Genomic DNA, 13,935 nt, shown 5'->3' with positions numbered 1-13,935 from the left:
TCGGCGGCGTCGGATGTTGATAGGAGGCAGCCCCGAAGCCTGGGGCCAGGCGGTCGCGGCGGCCCGCGCGGCCGCGGCGCAGCCCCGGCTGGGTCCTGTGGCCCCCTGGTCGGGGATCGGCGCGTACCGGATGCTGGCGGCCCTGGCCTCCGTCGCCCCGCCCGACCCGGCGACCCGCACCCTGCTGAACCCCGCCCACCCCGAACTGGCGCGCACCGCCGAGGTGTTCCTCGACTGCGCCGGCCAGGCCGGCCGGGCGGCGGCCGCCCTGGGCATCCACCGCCAGACCTTGTACTACCGCCTGTCCCGGGTCGAGCAGCTCACCGGCCTCGACCTGGACGAGGGCGAGGACCGCCTGCTGCTCCACATGGCCCTCAAGTCGGCCCGGCTGTACGGGTGACGACCGTCCGCCGAGGGGCGGCTCGCCCCCCGGCCGTCGTCACGGTCCGGCTCAGGCCGGCTGTCCGCCGTCGCCCAGCACGGACTGCGCCGCCCGTCGCATGCCTTCGGTGATCTCCTCCGGCGTGGCCGCCGTCTCCGGGTCGAACAGCCACTGGATCATCAGGCCGTTGAGCAGCGCCTGGTAGAAGGCGCCCAGTGTGCGGCGGTCGCGCTCGTCGATCTTGTCCTCCGGAATGCCGGTGAACATCGAGATCAGGCCGCGCCGGCCCTCCTCCTGGCTGGCCGCGAGCAGTTCGCGCAGTTGCGGCAGCCGGTTCCCGCTCAGTACAACCTCCATGCTCGCGGCCCAGACCGGGCCGGAGCGGCCGGCTTGCGCGACGACCCCCTCCCACACCGAGCGGAAGCGCTCCAGCGAGCCGTCCTCGCCCTCGATCTCCCCGATGAAGCCGTCGCCCCACTCGTGCATGAGGGCGATGAAGGCCTCGGTGAGCAGGGCGTCCTTCGAGCCGTAGTGGTAGCCGATGGATGCCAGGTTGGCGCCGGAGGCGTTCACGATGTCGCGCGCGGTCGTCCGCACGAAACCCTTCTCGACCAGGCACTTCTTGGCGCCTTCGAGCAGATCTTCGCGGTGTCCCATGTCCACACAGTAGCAAGACACTCGTCTCATACATTCGTCTTGGACGATCGACTTATACATTCGTCATAGACAGGTGTTTATGACGGATGTACATTGCTCCGCATGACGAACTCCGCCGCGCCCCGCGCCGGCCGCAGGGAATGGACCGCGTTCACCGTCCTCCTGCTGCCCCTCCTCCTGGTCTCGATGGACGTCTCCGTCCTCTACTTCGCGATCCCGGCCATCACCCGGGAGCTCGACCCGAGCGCCACCCAGCAGCTGTGGATCTTCGACAGCTACGCCTTCGCCCTCGCCGGCCTGCTCCTGACGATGGGTTCGCTCGGTGACCGGATCGGGCGGCGCAGGCTCCTGCTGATCGGGGCCGGCGCGTTCGGCCTCGCCTCGGTCGGGGCGGCGTACGCGTCCAGCGCCGGGATGCTCATCGCCTGCCGCGCCCTGCTGGGGGTCGGCGGCGCCACCCTGATGCCGTCCACGCTGGCCCTGGTCCGCAACCTCTTCCAGGACGACAAGGAGCGCACCCGGGCGATCGGCATCTGGAGCGGGGCGATGGCCGGCGGGATCGCGCTCGGCTCGGTCATGAGCGGTCTGATGCTCGACCACTTCTGGTGGGGCTCGGTCTTCCTGGTCAACGTGCCCGCGATGGTGCTCCTGCTGGTCCTCGTGCCGGTGCTCGTCCCCGAGTTCAAGGACCCCGCCCCCGGCCGCTTCGACCTGCTGAGCGTGCCCCTGTCCATGGCCGCCGTCCTGCCGGTCGTCCACGGGCTCAAGGAGATCGCCGCCGAGGGCTTCGCCCCCGTCCCGCTCGCCTTCCTCGCCGTCGGCCTGGGCCTCGGCGCCGTGTTCGTCCACCGCCAGCGCACCCACCGGCACGCCATGATCAGCCGCGAGCTCTTCACCGGCCGGGGCTTCGGCGCCGGCGTCACCCTCAACACGATCGCCGCGTTCGCCATGATGGGCTCGGCCTACTTCACCACCCAGTACCTCCAGTCCGTTCTCGGCATGGGCACCCTGGAGGCCGCCCTGTGGAGCCTGGCCCCGTCCCTGGCCGTCGGCGCCGCCGCCCCCACTGCCGGGGCCGTCGCCGCGAAGGCCGGCCGCGCCGCCGTCGTCACCGGCGGGTTCGTGATCGGCGCGGCCGGGTTCGGCCTGCTCGCGCTTGTCGGCACCGACTCGCTGTGGCTGCTGCTGGCCGGCTGCGCGGCCCTGGCCTGCGGCATCGTGACGGTGATGTCCCTGGTCTCCGACCTGGCGCTGGCCTGCGCGCCGGCGGAGAAGGCGGGCTCGGCGGCCTCCGTGCTGGAGACCGGCCAGGAGTTCGGCGGCGCCCTCGGCATGGCGCTCCTCGGCAGCCTCGGCACCGCCGTCTACCGCGCCGACCTCGCGGGCGCCGACCTCGCCGGCGCCGACCCCGCCGTGCGCGAGACCCTGGGCAGTGCCTCGGCGGTGGCCCAGCAGCTTGGCGGCGAGGCGGGCGGGCACGTCCTGGGCCTGGCCCGGGAGGCCTTCGTCCACGGCTTCCACTACGCCGCGTTCGCCGGGGCCGGGCTCCTGCTGGCCGCCGCCCTGCTGGCCGCGAGGCTGCTGGAAAAGACCGAAGGGCCCGGGAGGAGGTCCCAGGCCCTTCAGGCGGATCGTGCCGTGCGCGTCAGCCGAGGTTGACCGAGCGGGCGGAGGTGGCGCCGATCTCCTCGGCGATGTCCGTCAGGACGGTCGCCGGGACGGTCGCGTCCACGGTCAGGACGGCGAGCGCCTCACCGTGCTCCTCCGTACGGGCGACCTGCATGCCCGCGATGTTCAGACCGGCCTCGCCGAGCACGCGGCCGACCGTGCCGACCACGCCCGGGCGGTCGGTGTAGCGCAGCACGATCATGTGGTCGGCCAGCGCGAGGTCCACGTCGTACTCGCCGACGCCCACGATCTTCTGGAGGTGCTTGGGGCCCGCCAGCGTGCCGGAGACCGAGACCTCCTGGCCGTCGGACAGGGTGCCGCGCACGATCACCACGTTGCGGTGGTCCGGGGACTCCGAGCTGGTGGTCAGGCGCACCTCGACACCGCGCTCCTGCGCGAACAGCGGGGCGTTGACGTAGGAGACCGTCTCGTCGACGACGTCCTCGAACACACCCTTGAGGGCGGAGAGTTCCAGCACCTTGACGTCGTGCTGGGTGATCTCGCCGCAGACCTCGACGTCGAGGCGGACGGCGACCTCGCCCGCCAGGGCGGTGAAGATCCGGCCGAGCTTCTCGGCGAGCGGCAGGCCCGGGCGGACGTCCTCGGCGATGACCCCGCCCTGGACGTTGACGGCGTCCGGCACCAGCTCGCCGGCGAGCGCGAGGCGCACCGAGTTGGCGACCGAGATACCGGCCTTCTCCTGGGCCTCGTCCGTGGAGGCGCCGAGGTGCGGGGTGCAGACGACCTGGTCGAGCTCGAAGAGCGGGGAGTCCGTGCAGGGCTCCTTGGCGTAGACGTCGAGGCCGGCGCCGGCGACGCGGCCCTCCTTGAGCGCCGAGTAGAGCGCGGCCTCGTCCACGATCCCGCCGCGGGCGGCGTTGACGATGCGGACGGACGGCTTCACCTTGTGCAGCGCCTCGTCCCCGATGAGGCCGATGGTCTCGGGGGTCTTGGGCAGGTGCACCGTGATGAAGTCGGCGACCTCCAGCAGCTCGTCCAGGGAGAGCATCTTGACACCCATCTGGGCGGCGCGCGCGGGCTGCACGTACGGGTCGTAGGCGACGACCTTCATCCCGAAGGCGGACATGCGCTGGGCCACCAGGACGCCGATGCGGCCGAGGCCGACGACGCCGAGGGTCTTCTCGCTGAGCTCGACGCCCGTGTACTTGCTGCGCTTCCACTCGCCGTTCTTCAGGGCGGTGTTGGCCTGCGGGATGTGGCGGGCGGAGGCGATCAGCAGGCCGCAGGCGAGCTCGGCGGCCGTGACGATGTTCGAGGTGGGGGCGTTGACGACCATCACGCCGGCCTTGGTGGCGGCGGAGACGTCCACGTTGTCCAGGCCGACGCCGGCCCGGGCGATCACCTTGAGCTTCTTGGCGGCGCTGATCGCCTCGGCGTCGACCTTGGTCGCGGAGCGGACCAGGATGGCGTCGACGTCGGCGATGGCGGGCAGCAGCTCCGCGCGGTCGGCGCCGTTGCAGTGCCGGATCTCGAAGTCGGGGCCGAGCGCCTCGACGGTGGCAGGCGAAAGCTCTTCGGCGATGAGTACGACAGGTTTCGAGCTCACGTGGGTCCTCACAAGTCCAGTGCGGACGGCCGTCCCGATACGGCCGCAGGCGACGGAGGGGCTAGCCGCGTGGAAGACGCACGACACTGTGGGCCTGACGCGTATGTGTTGAGCAGTGTAGTGGCGGTGCGGCGCTGGTTTTCCGCCTGTCCGGAAGGATCACCCTTCCGGGGTTGGCCGGGGTGGACAACCGGTCCTGGAGAGGTCCCGGAATCCGGCCGGAGCCCGGTGCACGGCGGGGCCGGGACGCATCCGTCCCGGCCCCGCCGTCAGGCTCAGCTCTCCTCGCTGTCCACCCAGCTCATCAGCTTGCGCAGCTTCTTGCCGGTGGTCTCCAGCAGGTGCTCCGAGTCGGCCTTCTTGTACTCGTTGTACTTGGGCAGGCCGGCCTGGTACTCGGCCATCCAGGTCTTGGCGAAGGTGCCGTCCTGGATCTCGGCGAGGACCTTCTTCATCTCGGCCTTGGTGGCGTCGGTGATGACGCGCGGGCCGGTGATGTAGTCGCCCCACTCGGCGGTCTCGGAGACCGACCAGCGCATCTTCTCCAGGCCGCCCTCGTACATGAGGTCGACGATCAGCTTCAGCTCGTGCAGGCACTCGAAGTAGGCGATCTCCGGCTGGTAGCCCGCCTCGGTCAGCACCTCGAAGCCGGCCTTGACGAGCGCGGAGGCGCCACCGCACAGGACGGCCTGCTCGCCGAACAGGTCGGTCTCGGTCTCCTCGGTGAAGGTGGTCTTGATGACACCGGCGCGGGTGCCGCCGATGCCGGCCGCGTAGGAGAGCGCGAGCTGGAAGGCGTTGCCCGTGTAGTCCTGCTCGACGGCGGCGATGCACGGAACGCCGCGGCCCTCCTCGTACTGACGGCGGACCAGGTGGCCCGGGCCCTTCGGGGCGACGAGGGCGACGTCCACGTTGGCCGGGGGCTGGATGAAGCCGTAGCGGACGTTGAAGCCGTGGCCGAAGAACAGCGCGTCGCCGTCCTTGAGGTTGTCCTTGATGGACTCCTCGTAGACCTTCGCCTGGATCGGGTCCGGGGTCAGGATCATGATGACGTCGGCCTCGGCCGCGGCCTCGGCGACGGAGACGACGCGCAGGCCCTGCTCCTCGGCCTTCACCTTGGACTTGGAGCCCTCCTGGAGGCCGACGCGGACGTCGACACCGGAGTCGCGCAGCGACAGCGCGTGGGCGTGGCCCTGGCTGCCGTAGCCGATGACCGCGACCTTGCGGCCCTGGATGATGGACAGGTCGGCGTCGTTCTCGTAGAACAGCTCGGCCACTGGGATATCTCCTTGGTGCGCTGGTGTTGCTCCCACCGTACGGCGGGGACGGCAATCGTGGTTTACGGTCTCGCCATGCGGGCCCGTGAACGGGCCCGTACGGCGGGCGGGTCGGGGTCGGTCAGGCGCTGCGGTCCAGGGCCCGCAGGCTGCGGTCCGTGATGGACCGGCCGCCACGCCCTATGGCGATCGTGCCCGACTGGACGAGCTCCTTGATGCCGAACGGCTCCAGCATCTTGAGCATGGCTTCGAGCTTGTCGGCGCCGCCGGTGGCCTCGATGGTGACGGCCTCCGGGGAGACGTCGACCGTCTTGGCGCGGAACAGCTGGACGATCTCGACGATCTGGGAGCGGGTCTCGTTGTCGGCGCGGACCTTCACCAGGACGAGCTCGCGCTGGATCGCGGAGCCCGGCTCCAGCTCGACGATCTTGAGCACGTTGACCAGCTTGTTGAGCTGCTTGGTGACCTGCTCCAGCGGGAGGTCCTCCACGTTCACGACGATCGTGATGCGGGAGATGTCGGGGTGCTCGGTGACACCGACCGCGAGGGAGTCGATGTTGAACCCGCGGCGGGAGAACAGGGCGGCGATCCGGGCCAGGATGCCGGGCGTGTTCTCGACCAGGACGGAGAGCGTGTGCTTGGACATGTGTGTCGTTCTCTCTCTTTCGCTCTCTCGGCTCAGTCGTCTTCGTTGTCGCCGAAGTCGGGGCGGACGCCCCGGGCGGCCATGACCTCGTCGTTGGAGGTGCCGGCGGCGACCATCGGCCACACCATGGCGTCCTCGTGGACGATGAAGTCGACGACCACCGGACGGTCGTTGATCGCGTTGGCCTCGGCGATGACCTTGTCCAGGTCGGCCGGGTCCTCGCAGCGCAGGGCCACACAGCCCATCGCCTCGGAGAGCTTGACGAAGTCCGGGACGCGGGTGCCCTGGCGGGGGGCGGTGGACTCGCCGAGCTGGGAGCCGACGGCGTCGTGGCCGGTGTCGTCGGCGTGCAGGACGGTGCTGGAGTAGCGCTGGTTGTAGAAGAGGGTCTGCCACTGGCGGACCATGCCCAACGCGCCGTTGTTGATGATCGCGACCTTGATCGGGATGTTGTTCAGCGTGCAGGTGACCAGTTCCTGATTGGTCATCTGGAAGCAGCCGTCGCCGTCGATCGCCCAGACCGTGCGGTCCGGCATGCCGACCTTGGCGCCCATCGCGGCGGGGACCGCGTAGCCCATGGTCCCGGCGCCGCCGGAGTTCAGCCAGGTGCGGGGCTCCTCGTAGTTGACGAAGTGCGAGGCCCACATCTGGTGCTGGCCGACGCCGGCCGCGTAGACCGTGCCCTGGGGGGCCAGCTGGCCGATCCGCTCGATGACCTGCTGCGGCGAGAGCATGCCGTCCTCGGGCAGGTCGTAGCCGAGCGGGTAGGTCTCGCGCCAGCGGTTGAGGTCCTTCCACCAGGCGGTGTAGTCGCCGGCGTTGCCCTCGGTGTGCTCGGCCTGGACGGCCTGGACCAGGTCGGCGATGACCTCGCGGGCGTCGCCGACGATCGGGACGTCCACGGGCTTGTTCTTGCCGATCTCGGCCGGGTCGATGTCCGCGTGGATGACCTTGGCGTGCGGGGCGAAGCTGTCGAGCTTGCCGGTGACGCGGTCGTCGAAGCGGGTGCCGAGCGCGATCAGCAGGTCGGCCTTCTGCAGGGCGGTGACGGCGGTGACCGCGCCGTGCATGCCGGGCATGCCGACGTGCAGCGGGTGGGTGTCGGGGAAGGAGCCCAGCGCCATCAGGGTGGTGGTGACGGGGATGCCGGTGAGCTCGGCGAGGACCTTCAGCTCGGCGGTGGCGCCGGACTTCATCACGCCGCCGCCGACGTACAGGACCGGGCGCTTGGCCTGGACGATCAGCTTGGCGGCCTCGCGGATCTGCTTGGCGTGCGGCTTGGTGACCGGCCGGTAGCCGGGCAGGTCCATGGCCGGCGGCCAGCTGAAGGTGGTCTGCGCCTGGAGGGCGTCCTTGGCGATGTCGACCAGGACCGGGCCGGGACGGCCGGTGGCGGCGATGTGGAACGCCTCGGCGATCGTCCGCGGGATGTCCTCGGCCTTGGTGACCAGGAAGTTGTGCTTGGTGATCGGCATCGTGATGCCGACGATGTCCGCCTCCTGGAAGGCGTCGGTGCCGATCGCCTTGGAGGAGACCTGGCCGGTGATCGCGACGAGCGGGACGGAGTCCATGTGGGCGTCGGCGATCGGCGTGACCAGGTTGGTGGCGCCCGGGCCGGAGGTGGCCATGCAGACGCCGACCTTGCCCGTGGCCTGTGCGTAGCCGGTGGCGGCGTGGCCGGCGCCCTGCTCGTGGCGGACCAGGATGTGACGGACCTTGGTGGAGTCCATCATCGGGTCGTACGCGGGGAGGATGGCGCCGCCCGGGATGCCGAAGACGGTGTCGCACCCCACCTCTTCGAGAGAACGGATGAGGGACTGCGCACCCGTGACGTGCTCAACTGCGGCGGGCTGCTGTCCGCCGGAACGGGCCCGCGGCTGCGGATGGTGGGCCCCGGTGGCCTGCTCGGTCATCGGCATTCTCTTCTCGAAGCTGAGGGTTTTACGAGGATTCGGCGTGTGCGACATGTGCCAGTGCAACAAAAAACCCCTCGTGCCAGGAGGCAAGCGAGGGGAGCGCGTCGGGTGTGTCGAGCAGGGACATGCTGGTCCCGGCTTCAGCCGACGCGCTTTCCAAGTACGAGAATTCGGGTGCGCATGGCACTGACCCTCCCTCCGGCGGGAGGTCGATGTCAAGTGGGTGGGACGGGCGTCTCATTATTTGAGCCTCTACGGATGGCCATCGAGCCCCCCAGGGAACCGCCGGCCAAGGCGGGCTGGGCCGCCCCGCCCGGTACTGGAAACGTACTCCTCGCCAGGGCCCGGCGCAGCCGGTACTCGTCGAGCGGGCCGGAAAACGCCTGGCCCTGGCCGTGGCTGCAGCCCATGGCACGCAGGGCCATCACCTGCTCGGGGAGGTCCACCCCGTCGGCCACCGACTGCATGCCCAGGTCATTTGCGATGCGCAACAATCCGGCCGTGATCTTGTGCAGTCTGGCTGATTCGACCACTCCCTCGACCAGCCCCCGGTCCAGCTTGAGCACGTCCACCGGGAGCCTGCGCAGGGCGCTGATGGCCGCGTAGCCGCTGCCGAAGCCGTCCAGGGCGATCCGTACGCCGAGCCGCCTCAGGGCGGTCAGGCGGCGCTCCAGGTCGTCGAAGGGCACCCGGGGGTCGCAGAGCGCCAGCTCCAGCAGCAGGGCCCCCGAGGGCAGCCCGTGCCGGGTCAGCAGGGCCTCCACGGAGCCGGGCGGCACAGCCTTGTCGAGCAGCCGCTGGGCGGTCATCCGTACGGCCACGGGGACGTCGTGCCCCGCGTGCCGCCGGTCGGCGGCCTGCTCCACGGCCTCCTCCAGCAGCCACCGGCCGATATCACCCGTACGGTCGACCCCCGCCCCGGCCGGGCCCGGGGACCGGTCGGGGGCAGGGGACCGGTCGGCGCCGGTCACCCGGTCGGACGCGGGGCCTCCCTCGCTGTGCTCGGCGACCCGGAGGAACTCGGCGGGGGTGAAGAGGATCCCCTGGGCGGAGCGCCAGCGGGCCTGGGCGGCGACCGCCGTGATCTCGCCGGTGGACAGGCAGACGACCGGCTGGTGGAGCAGCGCGAACTCGCCGTCGTGCAGCGCGCTGCGCAGCCGGCCCGCCACCTCCGCCTTGCGGACGACCTCGGCCTGCATCTGGGGCGCGTACAGCTCGACCCGGTCCTTGCCGCCGGCCTTGGCCCGGTACATCGCCAGGTCGGCGTTGCGCATCAGGTCCGACGGGGTGATGCCGGGGTCGGCGAAGGCCACGCCGATGCTGGCGGCCACCCGGACCTCGCCGCCCCCGATCCGGTACGGCTGGGAGAGGGTGGCGCGCAGCCGCTCGGCGATCTCGCGGACCTGGTACTCCCGGGCACTGCGGTCGCGGCCGCCGTCGCCGAGGATCAGCGCGGCGAACTCGTCGCCGCCGAGGCGGGCGGCAGTGTCCCCGGCCCGGACGGAGTCCTGGAGCCGCCGGGCGGCCTCGACGAGCAGTTCGTCGCCCGCCTGGTGGCCGATGGAGTCGTTGACGGCCTTGAAGCCGTCGAGGTCGATGAAGAGGACCGCGGTGCTGTGGTCGCCGGCGCGCCGGCCGGCCAGGGCCTGGCGGACCCGGCGGGTGAACAGGGCCCGGTTGGGCAGGTCGGTCAGCGGGTCGTGCTCGGCGCTGTGCTGGAGCTGCGCCTGGAGGCGGACCCGCTCGGTGACGTCCCGGCTGTTGAGGATCAGGCCGCCCTGGTGGCGGTTGACGGTGGACTCCACGTTGAGCCACTCGCCGCTGCCGGACTTGAAGCGGCACTCGATGCGGGTGGTGGGCTCCTCGGCGGGCGGGGCCGCGAGGAAGCGGCGGACCTCGTGGACCACCCTGCCCAGGTCGTCGGGGTGGATCAGGTCGGACAGCTGGGAGCCGACGAGCTCCTCGGCGTCGCGCCCGTAGACCCCGGCCGCGGCGGGGCTGACGTAGCGCAGTGTCCCCGTGGGCGCGGCGATCATGATGACGTCGCTGGAGCCCTGGACCAGGGAACGGAAGTGGTTCTCCTTCTGGGCCAGCTCCTGGGTCAGCGCGATGTTGTCCAGCAGCATGATGCCCTGGCGGACCACGAGGGCGAGGACGACCGTGCAGCCCGTGAGGACGACCATCCGGTCGACCTTGCGGCCGTCCACGTTGTAGAGGATCCCCAGGGTGCACACGGCGGCCGCGAGGTACGGCGTGAGCGCGGGCAGCGAGCCGGTGATGGGGCGGCTGACCGGGCGCTGGCCGCGGGGCTGGCCGGATCCCTCCGGGCCCTGGGAGGCGAAGCGGCGCGCGCCCCAGGGGGCGTAGGCGAGGAGCAGCGAGCCCGCGAACCAGCCGGCGTCCAGCAGCTGTCCCGACTCGTAGTTGGCGCGCAGCAGCGGGGAGGTGAACAGCGCGTCGCTGAGGACCGTGAGCGCGAGGGCGGCGATGGCGGTGTTGACCGCGGAGCGGTTGCCCGGGGAGCGCCGGAAGTGCAGGACCAGGACCATCGAGACGAGGGCGATGTCCAGCAGCGGGTAGGCGAGCGAGAGGGCGGCGTGCGGGACGCTGCCGGGCGCCCCGGACTGGGCGGTCTGCGTCGCGTGCGCGAGGGCCAGGCTCCAGGAGAGGGTCAGCAGCGAGCCGCCGATGAGCCAGGAGTCGAGGGCCAGGCAGACCCAGCCGGCCCGGGTGACCGGCCGCTTGGCGAGCACGAGGAGGCCGACGATGGCGGGCGGCGCGAAGCAGAGGAAGGCGAAGTCGGCTGCGGAGGGCTGCGGCACGTCCTGGCCGAGCACCACCTCGTACCAGCCCCACACCGCGTTTCCGCAGGCGCCCATGAGGGAGGAGAAGGCGAACAGCAGCCAGGCGGGGCGCTCGCGGCTGCGGTTCGTGCGCGCGTAGTGGTAGCAGGAGACGGCCGCCAGCACCCCCGCCGCGCACAGTCCGAAGTCGCCCATGACCAGTGCGAGGGTCTGCGAGCCCCAGCCGAGGGCGGCGCCGACCGCGTAGCCGCCGCAGACCAGGGCGAGGACGAGCTGGGCCACCAGGCTCCTGCCGCTGCCGTCGGTGGCGGGCGGCCGGCTCAGGAGCGCCGTCCCGGGGGCACTCACCGGGACTCCTCGGTGGCTGGTTCCGGTGCGCGCCCGCGTCGCCCCGGGCCGCTCTGCCGCGTCGGATCGTTGGTCCATTGGCCGTGCATCGCCCGTCGCCCCCCAAAATGTCCGATCACTCCCCAGCGCCAGACGTTCGTGGCGCAGCCCCTTGGTCCGGACGATACACCACTTTCGTCACTCAGGGATATAGATGCTCTACGCTGCGTTACCATATGAGGAGTTGGCGACACGGTCCGCATCTGAATAGATACAGAGTGTGCACAATGTGCCCGTTCGGGCTCAACGCGTGATCAGTACCGTGTTCTCCAGCGGGTCGCCGGCGGCGAAGCGGGTGAGCTGACGGACCAGCAGCCGCTTGGCCCTCGGCTCGAACGCCGAGCTGCTGCCGCCCACATGAGGGGTGATCAGGACACCCGGGGCGTGCCAGAGCGGATGGCCGGCCGGCAGCGGTTCCGGGTCGGTCACGTCGAGGGCCGCGCGCAGCCGCCCGGCCTGCAGTTCCTTCACCAGGTCGCCGGTGACCACGACGGGGCCGCGCGCCACGTTCACCAGCAGGGCCCCGTCCTTCATCCGGGCCAGGAAGCCGGCGTCGACCAGTCCCCTGGTCCCCTCGGTCAGCGGGGTGCACAGGATCACCACGTCCGCCTCGGGCAACAGGCCGGGCAGCTGGGCGAGGGCGTGCACCGGGCCGCGCACGGTGGTGCGCCCGGAGCGCGCGACGCGCATGACCCGCGCGCACTCGAAGGGCGCGAGCCGGTCCTCGACGGCCTCGCCGACGGCTCCGTACCCCACGATCAGGACCGACTTGTCCGCGAGGGCCTCGTAGAAGCCGAAGCGCCACTCCTCGCCGTCCTGGCCGCGCACCATGCCCGGGATGCCGCGCAGCGAGGCCAGGGTGAGGGTGAGGGCGAGCTCGGCGGTGCTCGCGTCGTGGACGCCGCGCGCGTTGCACAGCGACACCCCCGGGTGCAGGTCGCCGACCGCGCCGAGGACGTGGTCGATGCCGGCCGTGAGCGTCTGGACCACCCGCAGCCGCGGCATGCGGGCCAGCGGGCGCAGCGTGACCTCCTGGGACTTCATGTAGGGCGTGACGTAGAAGACGCAGTCGGCCGGGTCCGCGGGGAACTCGTCCTCGCCGTCCCACCGGCGGTAGCGGAAGGCGTCGGGGAGCCCGGGGATCTCGTCGGCGGGGAAGGGCAGCCACACGTCTGCGGTCGTCGAAGTCATGAAACCGAGGCTATGCGAAGGGCTTCGCGATCAAGCCGTTACTTTGGGGGGCGGCAGACGGAGGGGGTCAAGGGCGTTGGAGCGCAGGTCAATCGGGGCGTCGGCGCTGTCGGTCGGCGCGATCGGGCTCGGCTGCATGCCGATGAGCTGGGGCTACGCCGCCTCGCGGCGGCAGGGCGCGGAGTCGCTGCGGACCGTGCACACGGCGCTGGACCTGGGCGCGAACCTGCTGGACACGGCCGACATGTACGGGCCGTTCACCAACGAGCTGCTGGTGGGGCGGGTGCTCAAGGAGCGGCGCGCCGAGGCCTTCGTGTCGACCAAGGTCGGACTGCGGGTGGGCGATCAGCACGTGGTGGCCAACGGCCGGCCGAGCTATGTGCGGCGGGCCTGCGACGCGTCGCTGCGCCGGCTCCAGACCGATGTGATCGACCTCTACCAGCTGCACCGGGTGGACCCGGAGGTGCCGGTCGAGGAGACCTGGGGCGCCATGTCCGAGCTGGTGGGCGCCGGGAAGGTGCGCGCGCTGGGCTTCTGCGCCGTCGGGGCGGGGGCCGGCCCGGGCGCGGGGCGCAGCGGGGACCGGGCGTACGGGGTCACGCTGCGGCAGCTGGAGCGGGCCCAGCAGGTGTTCCCGGTGACCGCGGTGCAGGCGGAGCTGTCGGTGTGGTCGCCGGAGGCGGCCCGGCAGCTGCTGCCGTGGTGCGCGGCGCGGGGCGTGGGGTTCGTGGCGGCGATGCCGCTGGGGAGCGGGTTCCTGACCGGCACGCTGACGCCCGGGCAGGGCTTCGAGGAAGCGGACGCGCGGGCCCGGCACCCGCGGTTCACGGCGGAGGCGATGGCCGCGAACCAGGTGATCGTGGCGGGCCTGCGGCGGGTGGCGGCGCGGCACGGGGAGACGGTCACGGCCGCGCAGGTGGCGCTGGCCTGGGTGCTGGCGCAGGGGCCGCAGGTGGTCCCGGTGCCGGGGGCCTGCCGGGCGGGGCGGGCGGCGGAGAACGCGAGCGCGGCACAGGTGCTGCTGACCGCCCGGGACCTGGCCGAGATCGCGGCGCTGCCGGTGGCGGTGGGAGCCTGGGACTGAGGCCCTTCCCCGTTCGGCGCCGTTCCATGTTCACTCGATCGGGTGTGCGAATGCCGGAACTCCGTGGAATGCCTGTCCTGTTGAGACGGGTGACGGTGCGGTCCCCGGACGGTGGGGACCGCCGGGACCGGAAGGGAGCGGGACGATGCGCGAGGGACGAGGACGCTACGGGGCAGGGGCGCTGGGCCGGGTGCTGAGCGGCGGCCCGGGGCTCATCGGCGGCCGGGGCCTGCGGGGCGGCGGGGGCCGGCGGGTCGGCCGGGTGCTGTTCGGAGGCGGGGGTCTGCCGTTGGGAGGCGGGGGTCTGCGGTTCGGAGGCGGGGGCATGCGGGGCGGCCGGGTGCTGGCGGCGGTGG

The 13,935-nt window shown here is 71.8% G+C and carries 11 protein-coding genes; 4 read left to right on the top strand and 7 right to left on the bottom strand.

Annotated elements, in window-relative coordinates; translation table 11 throughout:
* The coding region (locus GPJ59_RS23840; protein ID WP_219669612.1) for a helix-turn-helix domain-containing protein at nt 1-400 on the top strand (400 nt) is incomplete at its 5' end.
* A gap of 51 nt (nt 401-451) precedes the next feature.
* Here the strand turns inward: GPJ59_RS23840 and GPJ59_RS23835 are convergent.
* Complete coding sequence (locus GPJ59_RS23835) at nt 452-1,039, bottom strand: TetR/AcrR family transcriptional regulator (RefSeq protein WP_219669611.1); 588 nt, start codon at nt 1,037-1,039, stop codon at nt 452-454.
* A gap of 102 nt (nt 1,040-1,141) precedes the next feature.
* On the opposite strand from GPJ59_RS23835, the gene GPJ59_RS23830 reads away from it, so the two are divergent.
* The gene (locus GPJ59_RS23830) at nt 1,142-2,698 is read left to right on the top strand and encodes an MFS transporter (RefSeq protein ID WP_219669610.1); all 1,557 of its coding nucleotides are present in this window, start codon (nt 1,142-1,144) and stop codon (nt 2,696-2,698) included.
* On the opposite strand, the gene serA is transcribed toward GPJ59_RS23830, so the two are convergent.
* The 6 genes from serA to GPJ59_RS23800 form a co-directional block, all read right to left on the bottom strand.
* A complete protein-coding gene (gene serA / locus GPJ59_RS23825) occupies nt 2,685-4,274 on the bottom strand; it encodes a phosphoglycerate dehydrogenase (protein ID WP_219669609.1) in 1,590 nt (529 codons plus the stop codon). The two genes, GPJ59_RS23830 and serA, sit on opposite strands and share 14 nt — an antisense overlap.
* 275 nt (nt 4,275-4,549) lie before the next feature.
* Complete coding sequence (ilvC, locus tag GPJ59_RS23820; RefSeq protein WP_219669608.1) at nt 4,550-5,551, bottom strand: ketol-acid reductoisomerase; 1,002 nt, start codon at nt 5,549-5,551, stop codon at nt 4,550-4,552.
* Nucleotides 5,552-5,672: 121 nt separating this feature from the next.
* Nucleotides 5,673-6,197 (bottom strand): acetolactate synthase small subunit, encoded by a 525-nt coding sequence (ilvN, locus tag GPJ59_RS23815; protein WP_219669607.1) that lies wholly within the window; start codon nt 6,195-6,197, stop codon nt 5,673-5,675.
* A 32-nt stretch (nt 6,198-6,229) separates the two neighbouring features.
* Entirely contained in the window at nt 6,230-8,116 is a 1,887-nt protein-coding gene (locus tag GPJ59_RS23810; protein WP_219669601.1) for an acetolactate synthase large subunit, read from the bottom strand.
* A 212-nt stretch (nt 8,117-8,328) separates the two neighbouring features.
* Nucleotides 8,329-11,265 carry a putative bifunctional diguanylate cyclase/phosphodiesterase gene (locus GPJ59_RS23805; RefSeq protein WP_308120443.1) on the bottom strand — a complete coding sequence of 979 codons (2,937 nt, stop codon included), beginning with the start codon at nt 11,263-11,265 and terminating at the stop codon, nt 8,329-8,331.
* A 282-nt stretch (nt 11,266-11,547) separates the two neighbouring features.
* Nucleotides 11,548-12,495 (bottom strand): 2-hydroxyacid dehydrogenase, encoded by a 948-nt coding sequence (locus GPJ59_RS23800; protein ID WP_219669597.1) that lies wholly within the window; start codon nt 12,493-12,495, stop codon nt 11,548-11,550.
* A 76-nt stretch (nt 12,496-12,571) separates the two neighbouring features.
* Between GPJ59_RS23800 and GPJ59_RS23795 the strand changes: the two genes are divergently transcribed.
* Both GPJ59_RS23795 and GPJ59_RS23790 read left to right on the top strand, forming a co-directional pair.
* Nucleotides 12,572-13,579 carry an aldo/keto reductase gene (locus tag GPJ59_RS23795; RefSeq protein ID WP_219669595.1) on the top strand — a complete coding sequence of 336 codons (1,008 nt, stop codon included), beginning with the start codon at nt 12,572-12,574 and terminating at the stop codon, nt 13,577-13,579.
* Nucleotides 13,580-13,724: 145 nt separating this feature from the next.
* A partial coding sequence (locus GPJ59_RS23790; RefSeq protein WP_219669591.1) for a hypothetical protein occupies nt 13,725-13,935 on the top strand: 211 nt, incomplete at its 3' end.

It is taken from the genome of Streptomyces bambusae, assembly GCF_019400985.1.
GTDB lineage: Bacteria > Actinomycetota > Actinomycetes > Streptomycetales > Streptomycetaceae > Streptomyces > Streptomyces bambusae_A.
Note: the sequence above shows the minus strand (reverse complement) of the source record. Positions and strands in the feature narration are given on the sequence as shown.